The 22,359-nt window shown below is 62.1% G+C and carries 20 protein-coding genes; 13 read left to right on the top strand and 7 right to left on the bottom strand.

Annotated features, from left to right (window positions below; genetic code table 11):
- The first annotated feature begins 28 nt into the window (after positions 1-28).
- From DBR46_RS11255 to DBR46_RS11210, 9 genes are all read left to right on the top strand, one after another.
- Complete coding sequence (locus DBR46_RS11255; RefSeq protein WP_124526310.1) at positions 29-751, top strand: MotA/TolQ/ExbB proton channel family protein; 723 nt, start codon at positions 29-31, stop codon at positions 749-751.
- A 1-nt stretch (position 752) separates the two neighbouring features.
- Positions 753-1,154, top strand: coding sequence for a biopolymer transporter ExbD (locus DBR46_RS11250; RefSeq protein WP_124526239.1), 402 nt, complete (start codon positions 753-755; stop codon positions 1,152-1,154).
- A 321-nt stretch (positions 1,155-1,475) separates the two neighbouring features.
- On the top strand, positions 1,476-2,057 hold the full coding sequence (locus DBR46_RS11245; RefSeq protein ID WP_124526238.1) for an alpha/beta hydrolase: 582 nt from the start codon (positions 1,476-1,478) through the stop codon (positions 2,055-2,057).
- A 49-nt stretch (positions 2,058-2,106) separates the two neighbouring features.
- Positions 2,107-3,033, top strand: a complete 927-nt coding sequence (locus tag DBR46_RS11240; RefSeq protein ID WP_124526237.1) for a sigma 54-interacting transcriptional regulator — start codon at positions 2,107-2,109, stop codon at positions 3,031-3,033.
- Between the two features lie 122 nt (positions 3,034-3,155).
- Complete coding sequence (locus tag DBR46_RS11235) at positions 3,156-3,938, top strand: MetQ/NlpA family ABC transporter substrate-binding protein (RefSeq protein WP_017736875.1); 783 nt, start codon at positions 3,156-3,158, stop codon at positions 3,936-3,938.
- A 380-nt stretch (positions 3,939-4,318) separates the two neighbouring features.
- Positions 4,319-4,984, top strand: a complete 666-nt coding sequence (locus DBR46_RS11225; protein WP_003187615.1) for an amino acid ABC transporter permease — start codon at positions 4,319-4,321, stop codon at positions 4,982-4,984.
- Entirely contained in the window at positions 4,965-5,624 is a 660-nt protein-coding gene (locus DBR46_RS11220; RefSeq protein WP_124526236.1) for an amino acid ABC transporter permease, read from the top strand. Before DBR46_RS11225 ends, DBR46_RS11220 begins: the two co-directional genes overlap by 20 nt.
- Positions 5,621-6,397: an amino acid ABC transporter ATP-binding protein gene (locus DBR46_RS11215; protein WP_124526235.1), complete on the top strand. Its 777-nt coding sequence runs from the start codon at positions 5,621-5,623 to the stop codon at positions 6,395-6,397. Before DBR46_RS11220 ends, DBR46_RS11215 begins: the two co-directional genes overlap by 4 nt.
- Entirely contained in the window at positions 6,394-7,248 is an 855-nt protein-coding gene (locus DBR46_RS11210; protein ID WP_124526234.1) for a transporter substrate-binding domain-containing protein, read from the top strand. Before DBR46_RS11215 ends, DBR46_RS11210 begins: the two co-directional genes overlap by 4 nt.
- Before the next feature lie 124 nt (positions 7,249-7,372).
- Here the strand turns inward: DBR46_RS11210 and DBR46_RS11205 are convergent, their stop codons facing one another.
- Positions 7,373-8,533: an AAA family ATPase gene (locus tag DBR46_RS11205; protein WP_124526233.1), complete on the bottom strand. Its 1,161-nt coding sequence runs from the start codon at positions 8,531-8,533 to the stop codon at positions 7,373-7,375.
- 121 nt (positions 8,534-8,654) lie between these two features.
- Here DBR46_RS11205 and DBR46_RS11200 point away from each other — a divergent pair, with 121 nt between their 5' ends.
- The 4 genes from DBR46_RS11200 (at position 8,655) to DBR46_RS11185 (ending at position 16,261) form a co-directional block, all read left to right on the top strand.
- Positions 8,655-9,737, top strand: a complete 1,083-nt coding sequence (locus DBR46_RS11200) for an efflux RND transporter periplasmic adaptor subunit (protein ID WP_124526232.1) — start codon at positions 8,655-8,657, stop codon at positions 9,735-9,737.
- Positions 9,734-10,804, top strand: a complete 1,071-nt coding sequence (locus DBR46_RS11195; RefSeq protein ID WP_124526231.1) for an efflux RND transporter periplasmic adaptor subunit — start codon at positions 9,734-9,736, stop codon at positions 10,802-10,804. The genes DBR46_RS11200 and DBR46_RS11195 overlap by 4 nt, the downstream gene beginning before the upstream one ends.
- Positions 10,801-13,857: an efflux RND transporter permease subunit gene (locus DBR46_RS11190; protein WP_124526230.1), complete on the top strand. Its 3,057-nt coding sequence runs from the start codon at positions 10,801-10,803 to the stop codon at positions 13,855-13,857. The genes DBR46_RS11195 and DBR46_RS11190 overlap by 4 nt, the downstream gene beginning before the upstream one ends.
- Positions 13,858-14,086: 229 nt before the next feature.
- Positions 14,087-16,261 carry a glycoside hydrolase gene (locus DBR46_RS11185; RefSeq protein WP_124526229.1) on the top strand — a complete coding sequence of 725 codons (2,175 nt, stop codon included), beginning with the start codon at positions 14,087-14,089 and terminating at the stop codon, positions 16,259-16,261.
- Between the two features lie 117 nt (positions 16,262-16,378).
- On the opposite strand, the gene DBR46_RS11180 is transcribed toward DBR46_RS11185, so the two are convergent.
- From DBR46_RS11180 to DBR46_RS11155, 6 genes are all read right to left on the bottom strand, one after another.
- Positions 16,379-17,005, bottom strand: a complete 627-nt coding sequence (locus tag DBR46_RS11180; protein WP_124526228.1) for a bifunctional 2-polyprenyl-6-hydroxyphenol methylase/3-demethylubiquinol 3-O-methyltransferase UbiG — start codon at positions 17,003-17,005, stop codon at positions 16,379-16,381.
- A gap of 39 nt (positions 17,006-17,044) precedes the next feature.
- Positions 17,045-17,689 carry a methionine ABC transporter permease gene (locus tag DBR46_RS11175; protein ID WP_124526227.1) on the bottom strand — a complete coding sequence of 215 codons (645 nt, stop codon included), beginning with the start codon at positions 17,687-17,689 and terminating at the stop codon, positions 17,045-17,047.
- A complete protein-coding gene (locus tag DBR46_RS11170) occupies positions 17,679-18,794 on the bottom strand; it encodes a methionine ABC transporter ATP-binding protein (RefSeq protein WP_124526226.1) in 1,116 nt (371 codons plus the stop codon). The genes DBR46_RS11175 and DBR46_RS11170 overlap by 11 nt, the downstream gene beginning before the upstream one ends.
- Complete coding sequence (locus tag DBR46_RS11165) at positions 18,791-19,606, bottom strand: MetQ/NlpA family ABC transporter substrate-binding protein (protein ID WP_124526225.1); 816 nt, start codon at positions 19,604-19,606, stop codon at positions 18,791-18,793. Before DBR46_RS11165 ends, DBR46_RS11170 begins: the two co-directional genes overlap by 4 nt.
- Positions 19,607-19,782: 176 nt before the next feature.
- Entirely contained in the window at positions 19,783-21,135 is a 1,353-nt protein-coding gene (locus DBR46_RS11160) for an LLM class flavin-dependent oxidoreductase (RefSeq protein WP_124526224.1), read from the bottom strand.
- Complete coding sequence (locus DBR46_RS11155; RefSeq protein WP_124526223.1) at positions 21,136-22,329, bottom strand: SfnB family sulfur acquisition oxidoreductase; 1,194 nt, start codon at positions 22,327-22,329, stop codon at positions 21,136-21,138.
- Between the last annotated feature and the right edge of the window lie 30 nt (positions 22,330-22,359).

Genomic DNA, 22,359 nt, shown 5'->3' with positions numbered 1-22,359 from the left:
CACGCCGCGACCTGCACAGAGGGAACACATCATGGCATTAGCATCTCCACTTGAATCCATCGAAAGCGCGGTGATCTGGCTGCTGGTGGTCTTTTCGGTCGCGACCTGGGGCCTGGCGCTGTTGAAGGGCGTGCAGTTCGGTCGCCTCAAGGCGCAGGATCGCAAGTTCCACAAACAGTTCTGGGCGGCATCGAGTCTCGACTCGGCCGCCGAGCTGGCAGAGACCCAACCTGGCGCTGCTGCTCGTGTGGCCCAGGCTGGCTACGCGGCGATCCAGGTCGGTGAAACCCCGCATGCTGCGGACTTGAGCCAGGCCATCAACCACCAGGACCGCCTCGAGCGCGCTCTGCGCCAGCAGATCGTACGTGAGCGTCGCTCCCTGGAAACCGGCCTGGCCGTGGTCGCCAGTATCGGTAGCACCTCGCCGTTTATCGGCCTGTTCGGCACCGTGTGGGGCATCATGGAAGCCCTCAAAGGCATCAGCGCCGCCGGCTCCGCCAGCCTCGAAACCGTGGCCGGGCCGATTGGTGCCGCGCTGGTTGCGACGGGCGTTGGTATTGCCGTCGCCGTGCCGGCGGTGCTGGTCTACAACTACTTCCTGCGTCGCCTCAAGCTGACCGCCGCCGACCTCGACGACTTCGCCCACGACTTCTACAGCCTCGCGCAGAAAAACTCGTTCCGCGTGCTGTTGCACCCGGCACTGAACAAAACCGCCGCCGGCACCCCGCAAAAAGTGAAGGAGGCGTCCTGACATGGCCTTCTCCACCCAAGACAGTGATGAGGTACTGAGCGAGATCAACGTCACGCCGCTGGTGGACGTGATGCTGGTGTTGCTGGTGGTGTTTATCGTCACCGCGCCGCTGCTGACCAACGCGATCCCCATCAACCTGCCCAAGACCGAGGCCGTGGCCCCGGTGGAGCAGAAAGACCCGCTGGTGGTCAGCATCGACGGCGCCGGCAAGGTGTTTATCAACAAGGACGAAATCCAGCCGGATCTGCTGGAATTCAATCTGCAGGCGGCCAAGGCCAAGGACCCCGATGTGCGGGTGCAACTGCAGGCTGACGATGGTGTGAACTACGGCGAAGTGGCGCGCGCCATGGCGTCTATCGAACGCGCGGGGATTACCAAGTTGTCAGTGATTACCGCTCGTTAGTTAATTGCAACAAAGCCTCGACAATTTTTTGGCCGTCTCCTTGGCAGGGTGCGGCCTTTTTTTTGCCTCGAATTTAACCAGCACCGCCTATTTCAGCCTGGAATGAGGACCCCTGTGGGAGCGGGCTTGCTCGCGAATGCGGTGTGCCAGCGATGAATGTGCCGACTGGCACACCGCATTCGCGAGCAAGCCCGCTCCCACATTTGGATCTCCACACAGATTATTTTTTGGTTATTAATAAATAGCTTCTTATTCCTTAACGAATATATAACCCATCCCTATACTGTCCTACAACGTTAAACGCTGCAGGAGGGCACACCCATGCACAGCGAGTCGATTCGTTATCTGATCGTGCCGGGCTGGCAAGGATCGCCAGAAGATCATTGGCAAAGTCATTGGCAGAACAGCCTGCCCAACAGCGCCCGCGTGGAGCAGGCCGATTGGCTGACGCCGCGCCGCGAAGACTGGGTGGCCGCGCTGGCCGAGGCCATCGCCGCCGACAGCACGCCGGTGATCCTGATCGCCCATAGCCTGGGTTGCATCACCGTGGCGCATTGGGCGGCGACGGCTCCCGTGCAGTTCTTGCGGCAGGTGCGCGGCGCCTTGCTGGTGGCGCCGGCTGATGTCGAACGGCCTGCTTGCTCGCCGGCCTTGCGCAATTTTGCGCCGATTCCTACCGACCTGCTGCCGTTTCCGAGCCAGGTGGTCAGCTCCGACAACGACAGTGCCGTCAGTGCCCCTCGGGCCCTTGAGCTGGCACGTCAGTGGGGCGCCGAAGCCGGCATCCTGTCGGGCGCGGGACATATCAATGTGAAGTCCGGCCATCAGCGCTGGGAGCAGGGTTTTGCCTACCTCTATCGCCTGCAAAACCGCCTTGAGCACCACGCCCGCCGTAGTGCCTGAACATTTTTCGACGCCCCGTCCCTGAGTGGAGCCGGGGCGGGAGCCTGCCATGAGTCTGCATGAAACCTACGGTCAGCCGCTGCTGACCTTTCCCGACGCCGATAAAAGCCCGCTGAGCATCCGCGCCAAGGCGCTGGTGTTCGTTGATCCACGTTCGCGGCAACTGCGCGAAGACCTTGAAAGCCTTGCGCCGCGCGCCTTGCCCGTATTGATTCGCGGCGAGACCGGTAGCGGCAAGGAACTGCTGGCACGCCACATTCACCGTGGCAGCGATCGCGGCGGCTTGTTTGTCTCGGTCAACTGCGGCGCGATCAGCCCGACTTATGCCGATGCCGAGCTGTTCGGTTACGCCGCCGGCAGCCACAGCGGCGCGGCCAGCAGCCGTGCCGGCTGGTTTGGTTCGGCCAACGGCGGCACCTTGTACCTGGACGAGATCGGCGACTTGCCGCTGCCGATCCAGGTCAAACTGCTCGCCGCCCTGGAAAACCACGAAGTCACCCGCGTCGGCGCCCATCAGCCAAGCCCGGTGGACGTGCGCCTGGTCGCCGCCACCAGCATCGACCTCGCCCAGGCCGTGGCGGCGGGCAAGTTCCATGAGCGCCTGTTTCATTACCTGAGCGAAGGCCAGCTGGAACTGCCGGCGCTGCGCGAGCGGGTGGGCGATATCTTGTCCCTGGCGGAATATTTCCTCGGTATCTACAGCCAGCGCCTGGACCTGCCGGTGCCGCTGATCAGCGACGCCGCCCAGCAGGTGCTGGAACAGCACAGCTGGCCGGGCAATACCCGTGAGCTGGAAAACGTTATTCACTTTGCATTGCTGGTGAGCAGTGGCGACGAGATCTTGCCCGAGCATTTGAATTTGCCGGTGGCGGGCTCGCCGCTGGAGCAAGTGCGGCGGATCTTCAACGCTGCCAGTCCGGCCGAGCAGGAAACCCTCAGAAAATTCTTGTATGAGCAAAATGGAATATCAAAGTGAATAAAAGATATTGTTCGGGAATAAAAAATCTAGGTATTGTCCGTTTCACGCCGCGATAGCACATCGCTGGCACACCACATAAAAAGCGGCCGTCACCGACGCCCCGGAATTAAGGACACTGCATGAAAAAGGTTCTGTTGTTTACCGCTCTGGCGGCTGCCCTGACTGCAAGCTTCGCCCAAGCCAACGAGAAACTGGTGGTTGCCGCCACGCCGATCCCGCACGCGGAGATCCTTGAGCTGATCAAGCCAACCCTGGCCAAAGAAGGCGTGGACCTGCAGATCAAAGTCTTCACCGATTACGTTCAGCCCAACGTACAAGTGGCCGAGAAGCGTCTGGACGCCAACTACTTCCAGACCCTGCCGTACCTGGAAAACTTCAACAAAGGTAAAGGCACCAACCTGACCACCGTGGTCGGCGTGCACGTTGAACCGTTCGGCGCCTACTCGAAGAAGATCAAGAACATCTCCGAGCTGAAAGATGGCGCCACCGTGGCCATCCCGAACGAAGGCTCCAATAGCGGCCGCGCCCTGTTGCTGCTGCAAAAGGCTGGTGTGATCACCCTCAAAGACCCGAAAAACGCACTGGCTACGCCGAAAGACATCGCGAGCAACCCGAAGAACCTGAAGTTCAAAGAGCTGGAATCGGCCCTGTTGCCACGCGTGCTGGACCAGGTCGACCTGGACCTGATCAACACCAACTACGCCCTGGAAGCTGGCCTGAACCCGGCGAAAGACGCGCTGTTGATCGAAGGTGCTGATTCTCCTTATGTGAACTACCTGGTGGCACGTCCGGACAACAAGGACAGCGACGCTATCCAGAAACTGTCCAAGGCCCTGACCAGCCCGGAAGTCAAAGCCTTCATCGAGAAGAAATACAGCGGCGCTGTGCTGCCGGCGTTCTGATGTAGCTGAAAACCCCCTTCAAGGTTTCAACGCCGACGGCTTCTACAGCGTCGGCGTTTTTTATTGCCTGGACTTTGGAATGCAGTCAAACCTGTGGGAGCTGGCTTGTGTGGGAGCGGGCTTGCTCGCGAATACGGTGGTTCAGCCACTGCATTTGTCGACTGACACAGCGCCTTCGCGAGCAAGCCTGCTCCCACAGGGGATTTGTGCAGGGCCTCAGAACCCGGCGGCTTCGGGGTTAGGTTTTTGCGTGATATCAATATGCTATTTAGGTATTTAAATATTTGTTTTTATACCTTTAAAGTCTGCGCTACCCGACGTTACCCACGCCGGATCGAACCGCGCACGCCGCATTACCCCTGCGGCGTTTTGGACTGCCGATGACCTTCGATTTCGCTTTTATCCTCAGCACCTTGCCGGCGTTTTTAAAAGCCGTGGGGGTGACGCTGCAAGTGGGCCTGATCGCCATTGCCACCTCGCTGCTGGTGGCGTTGATCAACGCCGCGCTGCTGGTGTTTCGCACGCCGTACCTGTCACGCCTGGTGGCGCTGTATGTGGAGCTGGCGCGTAACACGCCGCTGCTGATCCAACTGTTCTTTGTCTACTTCGCGCTGCCAGCCCTGGGCTTCAACATCTCCGGTTTCTGGGCGGCGATCATCACCATGACCTTTCTTGGCGGCGCCTACCTCACCGAAGTGCTGCGCGCCGGTGTGGAAGCGGTGCCGCTGGCGCAGATCGAGTCGGGCAAGTCCATCGGCCTGTCCGACTGGCAGTTGCTGCGCCATGTGATCCTGCCCCAGGCTGGCATCCTCAGCCTGCCGGCGCTGTTCGCCAATTTCATCTTTCTGCTCAAGGAGACCACCGTGGTTTCCGCCGTGGCGGTGCCAGAGATTCTCTACACCACCAAGAGCTACATCGCGCTGTACTACAAGACCTACGAAATGCTCGCCGTGCTGACGCTGATCTGCGTGCTGCTGTTCTTGCCGCTGTCGCTGCTGCTCAGCCGCCTGGAAAGGAGGCTCCAGCATGGCCAGTTCGGGTCTTGAGTTGTTGTGGGTGTCGTTGCCGCAACTGGGCAAGGGCGCTGCGCAAACCCTGTCGATTTCCTTCTTGAGCATCGCCTTCAGCACCGTCGGCGGCGTGTTGTATGGCGTGCTGCGCACCTTGAACAACAAGGTGATCAACGCGGTGTTGCGGGTGTACCTGGAACTGTTCCGCGCGATCCCGGTGCTGGTGTGGCTGTACCTGCTGTTTTTCGGCCTGCCGATTTTCTTTGGCCTGAGTATTCCGAGTTTCTGGTGCGCGGTGCTGGTGCTATCGCTGTGGGGCGCCAGTGAAGTCGGCGAAGTGGTACGCGGCGCCTTGCATTCGTTGCCCCGGGGCCAGCGTGAAGCGGGCTTGTCGATTGGCCTGTCCGCCCCGCAGTTGTACGGCTACGTGTTGCTGCCCCAGGCGCTCAAGCGCATGACGCCGCCGACCATCAACGTCTACACGCGCATCATCAAGACCAGCTCCCTGGCGGTGCTGATCGGCGTGGTGGACGTGATCAAGGTCGGCCAGCAAATCATCGAACGCACCTACGAATCCGTGTTGATTTACGGCGTGCTGTTCCTGTTTTTCTTCTTTATCTGCTACCCGTTGTCGGCCGCCTCCAAGGTGCTGGAACGGCGCTGGGCCCAAGCATGAGCGCATTGATCGAGTTTCAGGGTTTCAACAAATATTTCGGCGAAGCACAGGTGCTCAAGGGCATCGACCTGCGCGTGCAAAGCGGCGAAGTGGTGGTGATCCTCGGCCCCAGCGGTTGCGGCAAAAGCACCTTGCTGCGCTGCCTGAACGGGCTGGAAGTCGCCCACAGCGGCAGCCTGCGTTTTGCCGGTAAAGAGCTGCTGGATAAACACACCGACTGGCGCCAAGTGCGCCAGGACATCGGTATGGTGTTCCAGAGCTACCACCTGTTCCCGCACTTGAGCGTGCTCGACAACATCCTGCTCGGACCGCTGAAAGTGCAAAAACGCGAACCCCGCGAAGCCCGCGAGCAAGCCGAAAAACTGCTGGAGCGCGTCGGTCTGGCCGACAAGCGCGACGCCTTCCCGCGCCAGCTCTCGGGCGGGCAACAGCAACGCATCGCTATCGTCCGGTCGTTGTGCATGAACCCGCAGGTCATGCTGTTTGACGAAGTCACCGCCGCCCTCGACCCGGAAATGGTCAAGGAAGTGCTGGAAGTGATCCAGGGCCTGGCCCGCGATGGCATGACCCTGCTGATCGTCACCCACGAAATGGCCTTCGCCCGCGCCGTCGCCGACCGCGTGGTGTTTATGGAGGCCGGTCGCATCCTCGAACACAACACCCCCGAGGCATTCTTTACGAACCCGCAGACCGCACGCGCGCAGCAGTTCCTGGAGAAGTTCTCCTTTGTCTCAACACTGCCGAAGAAAACCAAGGAACTGGAGCTGCTATGAAAAAGTTACTGCTGCCACTGTTTGCCGTCGCCCTGCTGGCCGGCTGCGATAAAAAGGCCGAAGAGCCTGCCAAACCCGTCGCCGCTGCGGCGAGCTACATCGACAAGATCAAGGCGCGGGACAAGCTGATCGTTGGCGTGTTCACCGACAAGCCGCCGTTCGGCTTTGTGAACGAGGCCGGGCGCTACGTAGGTTTCGATACTGATATCGGCCGCCAATTCGCCAAGGATCTGCTGGGCGATGAAAACAAGGTCGAGTTCGTCGCGGTCGAGCCGGCCAGCCGTATTCCGTTCCTGCAAAGCGACAAGGTCGATCTGATCCTCGCCAACATGACCGTGACGCCGGAGCGCAAGGAGGCGGTGGACTTCACCAACCCCAACCTGAAAGTCGCGGTGCAGGCGCTGGTGCCCAACGACAGCGTGGTGAAAAGCCTGGATGACCTGGCGAGCCGCACCACCATTGTCACCACCGGCACCACCGCCGATATCTGGCTGACCAAAAACCACCCGGACTGGAAACTGCTCAAGTTCGAGAAAAACTCCGAGTCGCTGCAAGCGCTGTCGGCGGGCCGTGGTGATGCGTATGCGCAAGACAACCTGGTGCTGTTCAGCTGGGCCAAGCAGAACCCGGGCTACCGCGTGCTGGAAGAGAAACTCGGTGATGAAGCACCGATTGCGCCAGCGGTGAAGAAGGGCAACATCGAACTGCGTGACTGGGTGAATGCCGAGTTGGCGAAGTTGGGTGAGGAGAAATTTTTGCTCAAGCTGTATGACCAATATGTGCGCAAAGAGCTGAGCGATGACACCAAGCCGGAGAGTGTGATTGTTGAGGGCGGTAAGTGGCAGGGTTGATCCCTTGCCTATGCGGTGAATGATCTACCGCTATCGCAGGCAAGCCAGCTCCCACATTTGAAGGTATTCACAGATCAAAATGTGGGAGCGGGCTTGCTCGCGAAGAGGCCCTCCCAGTCACCGACTATTCCGGCCAGTGCCACGCCGGCGCATCCAAAATCCCTTGCCCCACCATCCGCGTCTCCCCCAACACCTTCTCCAGCACAATCGAATTGCACCCTTCATCCTGCTGCAACGCCGCAATCAACCGGCTGGCATGGGACACCACCCACACCTGGCACTGCCGGGATGCCTGGATAATCAAGCGCGCCAACGCCGGCAACAGATCCGGGTGCAAGCTGGTTTCCGGCTCGTTCAGCACCATCATGGTCGGTGGCCGTGGCGTCAGCAGCGCCGCGATCAGCAGCAGATAACGCAAGGTGCCGTCGGACAACTCCGCCGCCGACAACGGCCGCAGCAAACCTTCCTGATAAAACTCGATTGCAAAGCGCCCACCCTGCAACGGCTGGATGTTCAAGCGGGCGCCGGGAAACGCATCGCTGACCGCGCGCTGCAACGCCTCGGGGTCGCCGATTTCGCGGATGGTCTGCAACGCCGCCGCCAAGTCGCGCCCGTCGTGATGCAACACCGGCGTGCGTGTGCCCAGTTGCGGTTGACGCACCGGCGCGTCTACATCGCTGCGAAAGTGATCATAAAAGCGCCAACCGCGAATGCTTTCGCGCAGCAACAGCACTTCCGGCGAGCCGCGCAGGCTGCCGACCTGATCGAACAGGCTGTGATAATTCGGCGTGTGTTGGGCCAGTACATCCCACTGGCGACCGTCGCGGGCACGCACCATCGGCCCGGAACGTTGCACCAGCAGGCTGGACGGGCGGTAGATATGGCCGGCCCAGATGCACTCTTTTTTCACCTCCGGGTCGAGGGCGAAAAACGACTCGCTGGGTTCGGGCAGCCCCAGGGAAATGGCGTAGCTGAAATCTTCACCGGCAAAGCCCAGGCGCAGGCGCTTGACGCCTTGGCGCACGGTGGACTCAATCGGCACCTCGCCCTTGTGCATGCGCCGGCTGATGGTTTCCGGCCCGGCCCAGAAGGTCGAATCCAGCCCGCCCTCACGGGCCAGTGCATTGATCACCCCGCCCTGGGCGGTTTCCGCCAGCAGGCGCAAGGCGCGGTACAGGTTGGATTTGCCGCTGCCATTGGGACCGGTCACCAGGTTCAGCCGGCCCAGGGGCACCACCAATTTATTGATCGAGCGGTAATTGGCCACCGCGAGGGTCTTGAGCATGGGTATTCAATCGGTGTGGGAACCCTCGGAGTATGGGAGCCTCCATGCAGATAAGGAACCCTGAACTAAGCTCACAGTCGCATACACACTGGCAAGTCGGCATCACGCAAAAGGAGCCTGCATGGGCGGTCGTATTTCCACCTGTATTTTCGGACTTGGCCTACTGGCGCTACTCAGCGGTTGTGGTCAGGAAAAAGCCGAGCCCAAGCAGCATTCACGGGTCTTTGTGCAGACCGTGCAACCGGCGGATTTCGCCGCGGCGGTCACCCTCACCGGCGACATCCAGGCCCGCGTGCAAACCGACCTGTCGTTCCGCGTGGGTGGCAAGATCATCCAGCGCATGGTCGATGTGGGCGACCGCGTCAGCGCCAAGCAAGTGCTGGCCAAGCTCGACCCCAAGGATTTGCAGACCAACGTCGATTCCGCCCTGGCCCAGGTCGTGGCCGAGCAGGCGCGGGTCAAACAAACGGCGGCAGCCTTTGTGCGCCAGGAAAAACTCCTGCCCAAGGGCTACACCAGCCGCAGCGAATACGACGCCGCCCAGGCCGCGCTGCGCAGCAGCCAAAGCGCCCTGGTCGCCGCCCAGGCTCAATTGGCTAACGCCCGCGAACAACTGGGCTACACCGCATTGATTGCCGACGCGCCCGGTGTGATTACTGCGCGCCAGGCCGAAGTGGGCCAGGTGGTGCAGGCCACCGTGCCGATCTTCAGCCTGGCCCAGGACGGCGAGCGCGATGCAGTGTTCAACGTCTATGAATCGCTGCTGGTGGAGCCGCCGCCCGACGCGCCGATTACCGTGAGCCTGCTGGATAACCCCAGCATCAAGGCCCAAGGCAAGGTCCGCGAAGTCACCCCGGCTGTGGCCGCCAACACCGGCACCGTGCAGGTGAAGATTGCCCTGGAGGCGTTGCCCAAGGGCATGCGACTGGGCTCGGTGGTCAGCGCCACCGCCAATGGCCCGGCCAAACCGAGCATCGAGCTGCCCTGGTCGGCCCTGACCAAAGACCTCAACGAGCCCGCCGTGTGGTTGATCGACGGCGACGGCAAGGCGCAGTTGCACAAGGTCAGCGTGGCGCGTTACCTCACCGGCAAAGTCATCATCAGTGATGGCCTCAAGGGCGGCGAAAAGGTCGTGGTGGCCGGTGGGCAATTGCTGCACCCCGGCATGCTGGTCGAGATTGCCCAACAAGGAGCCCAGCCATGAAGCGCCTGACGGTTTTGCTCACCGCCAGCCTGTTGCTCGCGGCCTGCTCGAAGGAAGAGGCGCCGCCCGAACAAGTGCGTCCGGTGTTGTCCATGGAAGTGAAAGCGGAGGACCAGGCCAACCTCGGCCGCTTCGCCGGCACGATCCAGGCGCGCTATGAAAGCAACCTGGGTTTCCGCGTGCCCGGGCGCATCGCCCGGCGTGCCGTGGATGTGGGCGCCGAAGTGGAGCAGGGCGCCTTGCTCGCGGTGCTCGACCCCACCGATCAACAAAACCAGCTGCGCGCGGCGCAGGGCGACCTGGCCAAGGTCCAGGCGCAATTCATCAACGCCCAGGCCAACGCGCGCCGCCAGCAGGAACTGTTCAACCGTGGCGTCGGCGCCCAGGCCCAGCTGGATGTGGCCCAGACCGACCTGAAAACCACCCAGGCCTCCCTCGACCAGGCCCAGGCGGCGGTCAACCAGGCCAAGGACCAGCTCAACTACGCCGAACTGCGCACCGACCACGCCGGCATCGTCACTGCCTGGAATGCCGAAGCCGGCCAGGTGGTCAGCGCCGGCCAGCAAGTGGTGACCCTGGCCCGCCCGGACATCAAGGAAGCGGTGATCGACCTACCGGCCGGGCTCGCCGAACGGCTGCCACCCGACGTGGTGTTCCTGGTCGCCGGGCAACTCGACCCGAACGTGCACACCACCGCCATCGTGCGCGAGATCGAACCCCAGGCCCAAAGCGCCACACGCACCCGTCGTGCGCGCCTGACCCTGGCCGAGACGCCGCCAGCCTTCCGCCTGGGCACGGCGATCAGCGTGACCCTGAGCACCGCCATCGCGCCGCGCATCGAAGTACCGCTGAGCGCGTTGCAGGAGGTCGATGGCAAGACCCGCATCTGGCTGCTCGACCCCCAAAGCCGCACCGTGCAACCGCGTGACATCACCGTCATCAGCCGTGACGCCAGCAGCGCCGTGCTCAACGGCGGCGTCAAACCCGGCGAGCGCATCGTCACCGCCGGCGTGAACAGCCTGAAACCCGGGCAGACAGTCAAAATCGACGAGGACAGCCCGCGATGAAAGGCAGCTTCAACTTATCCGACTGGGCCCTCAAGCATCAGTCCTTCGTCTGGTACCTGATGTTCGTCGCGCTGCTGATGGGCGTGTTCTCCTACATGAACCTGGGCCGCGAGGAAGATCCGTCCTTCACCATCAAGACCATGGTGATCCAGACCCGCTGGCCCGGTGCGACCCAGGAAGAAACCCTCAAGCAGGTCACCGACCGCATCGAGAAAAAACTCGAAGAGCTGGACTCCCTCGACTACGTGAAAAGCTACACCCGGCCCGGTGAGTCCACGGTGTTTGTGTTCTTGAAGGACACCACCAGCGCCAAGGACATCCCCCACATCTGGTACCTGGTGCACAAGAAGATCGACGATATTCGCGGCAGCTTCCCCCAGGGGTTGCAGGGGCCGTCGTTCAACGATGAGTTCGGTGACGTGTTCGGCTCGGTGTACGCCTTTACCGGCGACGGCCTGTCGATGCGCCAGTTGCGCGACTACGTGGAGCAGGTGCGCGCCGAGATCCGTTCGGTGCCGGGGCTGGGCAAGGTCGAGATGATCGGCCAGCAGGACGAAGTGATTTACCTGAACTTCTCCACACGCAAACTGGCCGCGCTGGGCATTGATCAGCGCCAGGTCGTGCAAAGCCTGCAATCGCAGAACGCGGTGACGCCTGCCGGGGTGATCGAGGCCGGGCCGGAGAGGATTTCGGTGCGCACGTCCGGGCAGTTCGCCTCGGAAAAAGACCTGGCCGACGTCAACCTGCGGCTCAATGACCGTTTCTATCGGCTGGCTGACATTGCCGAGATCAGCCGTGGCTACGTCGACCCGGCGCGGCCGATGTTCCGTTTCAACGGCACGCCGGCGATTGGCTTGGCCATTGCCATGCAGAAGGGCGGCAATATCCAGGCGTTCGGCAAGGCCCTGCATGAGCGCATGGACGAACTGACCGCCGACCTGCCGGTGGGCGTTGGTGTGCACAAGGTGTCCGACCAGGCGGAAGTGGTGGAAGAGGCCGTCGGCGGCTTCACCAGCGCGCTGTTTGAGGCGGTGATTATCGTGCTGGTGGTGAGCTTTATCAGCCTCGGTATGCGTGCCGGGCTGGTGGTGGCGTGCTCGATCCCGCTGGTGCTGGCGCTGGTGTTCGTGTTCATGGAATACAGCGGCATCACCATGCAGCGGGTGTCGCTGGGCGCGTTGATCATCGCCCTCGGCCTGTTGGTGGACGACGCGATGATCACCGTGGAGATGATGATCACGCGCCTGGAAAAAGGCGAAACCAAGGAACAGGCGGCGACCTACGCCTATACGTCCACGGCGTTCCCGATGCTCACCGGTACGCTGGTGACGGTGGCGGGCTTTGTGCCGATTGGCCTCAACGCCAGTTCTGCGGGCGAATACACCTTCACCCTGTTTGCCGTGATCGCCGTGGCGATGTTGGTGTCGTGGGTGGTGGCGGTGCTGTTTGCGCCGGTGATTGGCGTGCATATCCTCAGCGCCAAGGTCAAACCCCACGATGCCGAGCCTGGGCGCATCGGTCGCGCGTTCAACGGCGGCATGCTCTGGGCCATGCGCAACCGCTGGTGGGCCATCGGCATTACCGTGGCGTTGTTTGTGGCGTCGGTGTTCTCGATGCAGTTCGTGCAGAACCAGTTCTTCCCGTCGTCGGACCGCCCGGAAATCCTGGTGGACCTGAACCTGCCACAAAACGCCTCGATCAACGAGACGCGCAAGGCCGTGGACCGCCTTGAAGCGATCATCAAGGACGACCCGGACATCGCACGCTGGAGCACCTATATCGGCCAGGGCGCGATCCGTTTCTACCTGCCGCTGGACCAGCAACTGGAAAACCCCTACTACGCACAGCTGGTGATCGTCAGCAAAGGCCTGGAAGAACGCGGCGAGTTGATCAAGCGCCTGCAAAAGCGCCTGCGCGATGACTTCGTCGGCATCGGCAGCTATGTGCAGCCGTTGGAAATGGGCCCGCCGGTGGGGCGGCCGATCCAGTATCGGGTGTCCGGCAAGGACATCGACCAGGTGCGCAAACATGCGATCGAACTGGCCACGTTGCTGGACCAGAACACCCACCTGGGCGAGATCATCTACGACTGGAACGAGCCCGGCAAAGTGCTGCGGGTGGACATCGCCCAGGACAAGGCGCGGCAGCTGGGGTTGTCGTCGGAAGACGTCGCGCAGTTGATGAACAGCGTGGTCAGCGGCGCCTCGGTGACCCAAGTGCACGACGATATCTACCTGATCAACGTGGTCGGCCGCGCCGAAGACGCCGAGCGCGGCACGCCGGAAACCTTGCAGAACCTGCAGATCGTCACGCCCAACGGCACGTCGATCCCGCTGCTGGCGTTCGCCACGGTGCGCTATGAGTTGGAACAGCCGCTGGTCTGGCGTCGCGACCGCAAGCCGACCATCACGGTCAAGGCGTCAGTGCGAGATGAGATGCAGCCCACCGATCTGGTCAAACAGCTGGCGCCGACCATCGACAAGTTCAACGCCGGTTTACCGGTGGGCTACAAGGTCGCCACCGGCGGCACCGTGGAAGAAAGCGGCAAGGCCCAAGGCCCGATTGCCAGCGTGGTGCCGTTGATGCTGTTCCTGATGGCGACGTTCCTGATGATCCAGCTGCATAGCGTGCAGAAGATGTTCCTGGTGGCGAGTGTTGCGCCGCTGGGGCTGATTGGCGTGGTGCTGGCGCTGATCCCCACGGGCACGCCCATGGGCTTTGTGGCGATCCTTGGCATCCTCGCGCTGATCGGCATCATCATCCGCAACTCGGTGATCCTGGTGACGCAGATCGACGAGTACGAAGTGGCCGGTTATTCACCGTGGGATGCGGTGGTGCAAGCCACCGAGCACCGGCGCCGGCCGATCTTGCTGACGGCGGCAGCGGCGAGCCTGGGCATGATCCCCATCGCCCGCGAAGTGTTCTGGGGGCCGATGGCGTACGCGATGATTGGCGGGATCATCATTGCCACGTTGTTGACGCTGTTGTTCCTGCCGGCGCTGTATGTGGCTTGGTACAAGATCCGCGAGCCAAAGGCTGAGCAACGCGGTTAACCAGAAAAAATGAAGATCAAACCTGTGGGAGCGGGCTTGCTCGCGAAAGCGGTGTATCAGACGCCTGATGGGTTGAATGACACACTGCATTCGCGGGCAAGCCCGCTCCCACATTTGGATCTCCACAGTGCTGGGGGGGTGTAAGAAACCTCCCGAAACATCTATCACTGCCCTGTCAGGCAGCAGAGTGTTCTACCCTCCCAACCTCCACCCCACCCGGTCGAACGCTATGAACTGGCATCGCCATCTTTTACTGCTCTGCACATTCCTCATCTCCCCGCTGACCCTTGCCAGCACCGTCCTCGAAAACCCGCTGTGGCGCGTCGAACTCGACCCCGCCACCCTCGCCATCCGCGTCACGCCCAACGGCCAGGCGCCGGTGCAGGCCTCCAGCGGCGTTGCCGCGCGCGCAGTCAGCGAACTCGTGCAGAACGCCCAACAAGCCAGTTGGCAGTGGGGAACTTTGCGCGTGACGGCCAACCTCGCGCAACGCGACCTGACATTCGTCATCACGGCGCACGAACCGGGTGACGTGGCGCTCCTTCAACAACCCGGCAGCGCCTTGGGCAAGGGCTTGATCTGGCCATTGGCCGAAGGGCATTACGTGCCTGCCGACAATGCCGTGTGGAAAGCCTTTCTGCTGGAGCAGGGCGACATCAACACCACCCAGGACATCAGCCTGCCGTTGTGGGGCATGGACCACGGCGGCTTTACCTTGAACTGGTTGCTGACCAACCCCTACAACAACCGCTTGCGCTGGCAGGCGGACCAGGCGTTGTCGGTGACCCATGAATTCACCGCACTTGATCCCGCCGCGCCCATGACCCTGTTGCTGCATTTGGGCGATGCCGACCCCTTGGCGGGTGCCAAACGCTATCGCCAATGGCTGGTTGAGCAGGGCCGTTATGAGCCACTTGCGGATAAGTTGCAGCAGACACCCGAGGGCGAGAAACTGCTGGGGGCCAGCCACGTTTATCTGTGGGGCAATGATCTGCTGGCCCTGGATGATGTGCGGGACTGGCCGCTGCTGCTCAAGCGACTGCGCACCCATGAACTCAAGGGGCTGCTGGACAAGGAAGCGACGAAAGTCTTGGCACAGGCCACGCCGCTCAATCGCTATGAACAGACGGTGTTGCTGCGTGGGCTCAACGCGGCGATCAACAAAAAAGCCCGGCAGAGCTGGCAGGTGGACGCGCCCGACATGACGCGCCTCGCTGCGCGCTATGGCGAGCTTCGCAGTGAACTGGCCGGCGCATTTGCCGGAGCACTGCGCGACACCCCTGGCACGTGGGGCAGCCAGACGATCCAAGCGTTGAGCCGTGCAGGTCTGCCACGCTTGCTGGTGACCCTGGGCGAAGGCTGGGAAGGCGGCCTGTGGCACCCCGAGGCGATTCGCACCGGAGTGGACGCCGGTTTCCTGATGGCGCCCTACGACTCCTATGAGACCGCCTTGTCCGCCAGCGAAAACCCCGACTGGACCACCGCCCATCTTGGCTCTCGGGCCTATCGTGACTGCGCAATAGTGTTGCAAACCGGCAAACTGAAAACCGGCTTCCAGCAATCCGGCCACTACACCGATCCGCGCTGTGTGCGGCCCTTGTTGGAGGCGCGGGTACAGGCTGTGCAGGCCAAGGCGGGTTTCAACGCCTGGTTCCTCGATGCCTATGCCACCAGCATGGTCTTCGACAGCTACCGCGACGGTGCCCCCATGACCCAGGCGCAAAACGCCGAAGGCAATATCGATGCGTCCCGCTGGCTCAATACCGCACGCCAGTTGCCGACCGGTTCCGAGGACGGCAACGCGATCACCGCCCAGGGCATCCTGTTCGCCCACGGCATGCAGACGCCAGTGATTGGCTGGAGTGACCAGGCGATGACGAAGGACAAGCAATCGCCGCATTACGTGGGCAACTGGTACCCGCCGGAGCAGCCTGCGGTGTTCTTCAAGGCGGTGCCGCTGAACGAGCCGTTTCGCACGATTCATTTCGAGCCAAGCATGCGTTTGCCGCTGTATCAGGCGGTGTTCCATGGGTCGGTGATTACCACCCATCACTGGCTGTTCGACAGTCTCAAGCTGAGCAATGTGCGGGTTGAGAATGAGCTGGCGCAACTGCTCTACAACGTGCCGCCGCTGTATCACTTGAGTGCTGCGACGGTTAAGCAGCGGTTACCGGTGATGGAGCGCCAGGATCGGTTTTTCCGGCCGTTGCACCAGCGCTTGGCAACGCAGGCGATGACCGGATTTCGGTGGCTGACGGTGGATCGGTTGGTGCAGGAAACCACCTTTGCCGATGGCACGCGGTTGGTGGCGAATTTTGCTGCGGTCCCAAGAGAGGGGTATGCCGCGCGCAGCGTTACGGCGTTGGTGGCGGGTGAGAAACCGGTGGTGTATCAGGTCGATTAGCTGTGTCTTTGAGACCTTCGCGAGCAAGCCCGCTCCCACATTTGACCGAGTTCCAACTTTGGAATGCCTTCAAATGTGGGAGCGGGCTTGCTCGCGAAGACGTCAGACCAGACAGCGCTAAAGCTTGCGCCACACACTGGCCAACCAAGGCTGCTGCTCCCGCGGCAACCCCGCCGGCCGGTAGTAATGCTCCAACTCCACAAACCCAGCCTCAGCCAGCAATGCCTGCCAAGCCTCAAGATCGTGATAAGACCCATACCGTGGCCCATTCCACCCCTCCTGGTTCTCACCCCGAGGGTTGGAACTGAACAACACGCCCCCGGCCTTCAGCGCCCCATGCAGCTGCTTGAGCACTCGCGGCAGTTCCTGCTTGGGAATATGAAACAGCACCGCATTGGCAAAGATCCCGTCGAAGCGTTCAGCCGGCAGGTCCAGCTTGAGGAAGTCCTGCTGCAATACCTCACACCCGCTGTCTTCCCGGGCCATCTGCGCAAAGCGCTCCGAGCCGTCCAGGCCCACGGCGATATGCCCCATGCGCGTGAAGGTCTGCAAATCGCGCCCCGGGCCGCAGCCGAAATCCAGTACGGTAAACGGCGCCGCGCCCTGGATGTGGCGCAGCAGCGCGTCGATGTTCTGGCTCACATCGTGGTCGCGGGTGCCTGCACGGAAGTCCTCGGCCACTTTGTTGTAGTGGCCGAGGGTGGTGGAGGTGATCTGGTCGAGGTCGTCGGGCTTGAGGGACATAGCGGGCGATACCGAGTGCGGAGATGCCCCGACTATACCTCAGCGCTTGTTCAGCACCCGCGCCAACCGATCGCCGCCGAGCTGGATGAACGCCACCAGCACCACCAGCAGCACGATCACGGTCAGCATGATCTGCGTATCAAAGCGCTGATAGCCGTAGCGGTAGGCAATGTCGCCCAAGCCACCGGCGCCAATCGCACCGGCCATGGCCGACGAGTTGATCATCGTCACCAACGTGATGGTGAACCCGCCGACAATCCCCGGCAGCGCTTCCGGCAACAGCACGTGCCAGATGATGTGCCAGCGTCGGCAGCCCATGGCCTGGGCGGCTTCGATCAAACCCTGATCGACCTCGCGCAGGCTCACCTCGGCAATCCGCGCAAAGAACGGCGTAGCCGCGATGGTCAGCGGCACCACCGCTGCCCACACACCGTAGGTGGTGCCGACGATCAGCCGGGTGAACGGGATCAGCGCCACCATCAGGATCAGAAACGGAATCGAGCGGAACAGATTGACGAACGCCCCCAGCACGCGGTTCAGCGCCGGTGCCTGGTAGATGCCGCCCTTGTCGCTGGTGACCAGGAACACCGCCAGCGGAATCCCCACCAGTAACGCGATCAGCGACGACACACCGACCATCAACAAGGTATCGATGGCGCCCTGTAATAAACGATCAAACCACATAGCCCAGCACCTCCACCTGTTGTGCCCAATTGCCGGCGCGCTTGCGCAATTCATCGGCACTGTGGGACGAACCACTCACCGCCAGCAGCAATTGCCCCAAGGCATGGCCCTGGATGCGCTCCACGCCGCCTTGCAGCAAGCGCACGCGCCCGCCGAGGGCGCTGAACAGCGCGGCCAGGTCCGGCTCGTCGGTGCCTGCGCCGGTGAACTGCAATCGCAGCACCACCGCCGCCTCGGCCGACGTCGAAGTGGCCTGCAAACGGCTTTGCAGTTCCTCCGGCAAGCCGTGTTGCAGGGGAGCCAGCAGGGTTTTGCTGACCTCATGTTGCGGGTCGCCAAACACCTGCCACACCGGGCCTTGCTCGACGATGTGACCGTGTTCCAGCACCACCACGCGGTCGCAAATCTCGCGGATTACCGCCATCTCGTGGGTGATCAGCACGATGGTCAGGCCCAGGCGCCGGTTGATCTCGCGCAGCAGGCCGAGGATCGACTGGGTGGTTTCCGGGTCGAGAGCCGACGTGGCCTCGTCGCACAGTAGAATCTCGGGATCGTGCACCAGCGAGCGGGCAATGCCCACGCGCTGTTTCTGCCCACCGGACAACTGCGCCGGATACGCGTTGTGCTTGTCCTGCAAACCCACCAACTCCAGCAGCTCGCGCACTTTCTGCTCACGCTGCGGCTTGGGCACGCCGGCCACTTTCAGCGGTAGCTCGACGTTCTGCCACACGGTTTTGGCCGACATCAGATTGAAGTGCTGGAAGATCATGCCGATGCGCCGACGCAGCGCCACCAGGCGGTCTTCGTCGAAGTCGCCGATGTCCACCTGATCGATCAGCACCCGCCCGGTGCTGGGTTGTTCCAGGCGGTTGATGGTGCGGATCAACGAGGATTTGCCGGCGCCGCTGCGGCCGATGATGCCGAACACTTCACCGCGCTGGATCGCCAGGTCGATGCCTTGCAGGGCATGCACCTTGCCGTCGTAGCTCTTGCCCAGGTTGATAAAGCGCACATGGGCGCGGTTCAGGTCGGGGTGCAGTTCGGTCTGCTCGGCGTCCCTGGGCGGTGTGCCCAGGTCGCGCAGTTGGAAGTGGGCAGCGGTCATTTTTTAGCTTCCCAGCCGACTTGGTAGAGCTTGCCCAGGGACTTGTCCAACGCGGCGCGCACCACCGGCGAGTGCTGGTAGATATCGACGAACTTGATCACCCGTGGATCGGTGGTGCCTTTGGGCTGGGTGACGAACTGGATCACGTATTCCGGGTGGTCGAGGCCGTCGAACAGCAGCGCCGACTCGGCATCGAAGGTCTTGGACAGGCGGATATAGGCCGGGTAGCCCTGCACCAGATCGGCGTCGTCATAGGCGCGCACCAGTTGCACGGCCTCGACCTGGAGGATCTTGATCTTTTTCGGGTTGCTGACGATGTCTTCTTCGGTGGCCTTGTAGCCCACGCCCGGCTTGAGGGTAATCAGCCCCGCCTTGGCCAGCAATTGCAGGCCGCGCCCGCTGTTGATCGGGTCGTTGGCGATGGCCACGCTGGCGCCTTGGGGCAGGTCGTTGATGCTTTTGAATTTCTTCGAGTACAGGCCGACGTTGTTGATGATCCCCGGCGCGTACGGCACCAGGTCAAAACCGGCGGCAGCCTTGGCGTTTTCCAGGAACGGGATGTGCTGGAAGTAGTTCACGTCGATATCACCGGCGGCGAGGCTGACGTTGGGTGCAATCCAGTCGGTAAACTCCACCAACTCGACTTTCAGGCCTTGCTTGCCGGCTTCGGCAACGGCGGCTTCCAACGGTATTGCGAAAGCGGCGGTGGTGCCGACTTTCAGCGGCGCGTCGCTGGCGAATACCGCCGAGCTGAACAGGCCAAGGGCCAGGGCCAGTACTTTGACTGGGTGGGAGAGCAGTGTTTTTTTCATAATGATTTTCCAGTCATAAGGTATTGGTACAAACAATGAGGATTCACTGTGGGAGCTGGCTTGTGTGGGAGCGGGCTTGCTCGCGAAAGCGTTGGGTCAGCTGGCGAATGTGCCGACTGACACACTGCATTCGCGAGCAAGCCCGCTCCCACACAAGCTCATTTCCACATTTTTGATCAGTGTCGGTAGTTGGAACCGGTGTGTTGTTCGGGCAGGCGCGCGGTGTTGTGGAAAACTTTTTCCCTTAGTGTTCCGGTCTCATAAGCGGTCTTGTACGACCCCCGCTTCTGCAACTCCGGCACCACCAGCTCAATGAAATCCACATAGCTTTCCGGCGTGACAATCCGCGTCAGGTTGAACCCATCCAGCCCGGTCTCGCTGATCCACGATTCCAACTCATCCGCCACCTGTTCAGGCGAACCCACCAGGGTGATGTAGCGCCCACCGAGGGCGTGCTGCTCGAGCAATTTGCGTCGGGTCCAGTCGTTGTTTTGCAGGTTTTTGGTGGCCGACTGGATCGCGTTGCTCTTCACGTACTGGATCGGTTCATCCAATGCGTACTGCGAGAAATCAATCGCCGTGGACGCCGAAAAGTGCGCCACGCCGGCTTCCGCGCTGGCATAGCTGAGGTACTCGGCGTGCTTGGCCCAGGCCGCCTCTTCGGTGGCGCCAACGATCACGTTGAGGCCCATGAACACCTTGATGTCATCCGGATTGCGCCCGGCTTCGACGGCGCTGGCGCGTACCTTGTCCACCTGGATCTTGGTCGCGGCCTTGTTCTGCCCACTGATAAACACGCACTCGGCGTGCCGCCCGGCGAACAGCAAACCGCGATCCGAACTGCCGGCCTGGAACAGCACTGGCGTGCGTTGCGGCGACGGCTCGCACAGGTGATAGCCCTCAACCTGATAGAACTCGCCGTGGTGCTCGACCTTGTGCACCTTGCCCGGCTGGGCATACACCCGCGCCTGTGGGTCGTTGCGCACGGCGTCGTCTTCCCAGCTGCCTTCCCAGAGTTTGTAGAGCACCTCCAGGTACTCGTCGGCCTGGTCGTAGCGGCGGTCATGCTCGACCTGTTCGGTGAGGCCCATGGCCTTGGCGGCGCTGTCGAGGTAGCCGGTGACGATGTTCCAACCCACACGGCCACGGCTCAGGTGGTCCAGCGTGGACATGCGCCGCGCGAACAGATACGGCGGCTCGTAGGTGAGGTTGGCAGTGAGGCCGAAGCCGAGGTTTTTCGTCACCGCCGCCATCGCCGAGACCAACAGCAACGGGTCATTCACCGGCAGCTGGATCGACTCTTTGAGCGGCACGTCGATGGAATTTTGATAGACGTCGTACACGCCGACGATATCGGCGATGAACAGCCCGTCGAACAGCCCGCGCTCGAGGATCTGCGCCAATTCGGTCCAGTACTCGATGGTTTTGTACTGGGTCGAGGTGTCCCGTGGGTGGGTCCACATGCCGTGGTTGATATGGCCGATGCAGTTCATGTTGAAGGCATTGAGCAGGATTTTTTTCTTGGCCATTTAGATGGTCCCCCGCAGTGGCGGGTTTGCATCGTTGAGGTAGTAATTGCCGACTGCGTGGTACTTCCAGCGCACCGGGTCGTGCAGGGTGTGCACGCGGGCGTTGCGCCAGTGGCGGTCGAGGCCGTGTTCGGCCAGGGTCGCCTGGCTGCCGGCCAGTTCGAACAGGGTGCTGCCAGCGGCCAGGGAAATTTCGGTGCTCAAGGCGCGCACTTCGGCCACCGCAATCGAGGCGGCGGCGACGGTGTCGGCGTTGCTCTCGGCCTGGGCGCGGTCGAGGAACTCGCCGGCGCGTTCCAGCAAGGCTTCGCTGGCGTGCAGGCGGATGCTCAGGTGGCCGAAGCTTTTCAGGGTCAAGGGGTCTTCAGTGGCTTTGTCGTTGCCGGAATCGATCCACGGGCGGGTCTTGGCGCGCACGAAGTGCAGCGCATCCTCAAAGGCGGCGCGGGCGATGCCGGTGTCGATGGCGGCGTGGAGGATCTGCGCCAGGGGGCCGACGGTGGTCGGGCGTTCGAAGGCGCTCTGGAACGGGACCACGTCGGCGGCGGCGACCCACACGTTGTCGAACACCACCGAACCGCTGCCGGTGGTGCGCTGGCCGAAGCCGCTCCAATCGTCGATCACCGTCAGGCCGTCGCTGTCACGGGGCACGAAGGCCAGTTGCTGCACGCCGTGTTCATCCACCACCGAAGTGGGGATGCGTTGGGCGTAGATCGCGCCGGTGGAATAGAACTTGCGGCCGCTGATGCGAAAACCATCGCCGTCGCGGGTGATCGAGGTGACGCGGTCGTGGGCGGTCTTGGTGCCCAGTTCGGCCAGGGCATTGCCGAAACGCTGGCCGGCCAATACCTCGGCGTACAGTCGTTGTTGCTGCGCCGGCGTGCCGTTCACGCGCAGCACTTCGAGGGCGTAGAAATGGTTCTGCGGGATCTGGCCCAGGGACGCATCCGCCTGGGCAATCAACGCAATGACCTTGGCCAGGGTGACGTTGGACACGCCCGCGCCACCGTACTCTTTCGGCACGCTGATACCCCACAGCCCGGAGCGTGAAAACACGTCCAGTTCGGGCAAGGGCAGGCGGCGTTCGCGGTCGCGCTGGGCGCTGTCGCGGCGGAAGTCTTCGGCCAGGTCGCTGGCGACAACAAGGGCTTGTTCATCGCTGGTGATAACCGCGACGTTTGCAGAGAAAGTCATGTGTGCTCCAGAAGCTTGTAGAGGAAGTGT

Origin of the sequence: Pseudomonas sp. KBW05 (assembly GCF_003852405.1) — a bacterium.
Taxonomy (GTDB): Bacteria; Pseudomonadota; Gammaproteobacteria; order Pseudomonadales; family Pseudomonadaceae; genus Aquipseudomonas.
This window is presented reverse-complemented; position numbering and strand designations above follow the sequence as displayed.

Bases quoted from the DNA above. Each gene is read 5' to 3' on its own strand.
- DBR46_RS11250 (WP_124526239.1), top strand. From the start codon at position 753: ATGGCCTTCTCCACCCAAGACAGTGATGAGGTACTGAGCGAGATCAAC.
- DBR46_RS11245 (WP_124526238.1), top strand. From the start codon at position 1,476: ATGCACAGCGAGTCGATTCGTTATCTGATCGTGCCGGGCTGGCAAGGA.
- DBR46_RS11240 (WP_124526237.1), top strand. From the start codon at position 2,107: ATGAGTCTGCATGAAACCTACGGTCAGCCGCTGCTGACCTTTCCCGAC.
- DBR46_RS11235 (WP_017736875.1), top strand. From the start codon at position 3,156: ATGAAAAAGGTTCTGTTGTTTACCGCTCTGGCGGCTGCCCTGACTGCA.
- DBR46_RS11225 (WP_003187615.1), top strand. From the start codon at position 4,319: ATGACCTTCGATTTCGCTTTTATCCTCAGCACCTTGCCGGCGTTTTTA.
- DBR46_RS11220 (WP_124526236.1), top strand. From the start codon at position 4,965: ATGGCCAGTTCGGGTCTTGAGTTGTTGTGGGTGTCGTTGCCGCAACTG.
- DBR46_RS11215 (WP_124526235.1), top strand. From the start codon at position 5,621: ATGAGCGCATTGATCGAGTTTCAGGGTTTCAACAAATATTTCGGCGAA.
- DBR46_RS11210 (WP_124526234.1), top strand. From the start codon at position 6,394: ATGAAAAAGTTACTGCTGCCACTGTTTGCCGTCGCCCTGCTGGCCGGC.
- DBR46_RS11205 (WP_124526233.1), bottom strand. From the start codon at position 8,533: ATGCTCAAGACCCTCGCGGTGGCCAATTACCGCTCGATCAATAAATTG.
- DBR46_RS11200 (WP_124526232.1), top strand. From the start codon at position 8,655: ATGGGCGGTCGTATTTCCACCTGTATTTTCGGACTTGGCCTACTGGCG.
- DBR46_RS11195 (WP_124526231.1), top strand. From the start codon at position 9,734: ATGAAGCGCCTGACGGTTTTGCTCACCGCCAGCCTGTTGCTCGCGGCC.
- DBR46_RS11190 (WP_124526230.1), top strand. From the start codon at position 10,801: ATGAAAGGCAGCTTCAACTTATCCGACTGGGCCCTCAAGCATCAGTCC.
- DBR46_RS11185 (WP_124526229.1), top strand. From the start codon at position 14,087: ATGAACTGGCATCGCCATCTTTTACTGCTCTGCACATTCCTCATCTCC.
- DBR46_RS11180 (WP_124526228.1), bottom strand. From the start codon at position 17,005: ATGTCCCTCAAGCCCGACGACCTCGACCAGATCACCTCCACCACCCTC.
- DBR46_RS11175 (WP_124526227.1), bottom strand. From the start codon at position 17,689: ATGTGGTTTGATCGTTTATTACAGGGCGCCATCGATACCTTGTTGATG.
- DBR46_RS11170 (WP_124526226.1), bottom strand. From the start codon at position 18,794: ATGACCGCTGCCCACTTCCAACTGCGCGACCTGGGCACACCGCCCAGG.
- DBR46_RS11165 (WP_124526225.1), bottom strand. From the start codon at position 19,606: ATGAAAAAAACACTGCTCTCCCACCCAGTCAAAGTACTGGCCCTGGCC.
- DBR46_RS11160 (WP_124526224.1), bottom strand. From the start codon at position 21,135: ATGGCCAAGAAAAAAATCCTGCTCAATGCCTTCAACATGAACTGCATC.
- DBR46_RS11155 (WP_124526223.1), bottom strand. From the start codon at position 22,329: ATGACTTTCTCTGCAAACGTCGCGGTTATCACCAGCGATGAACAAGCC.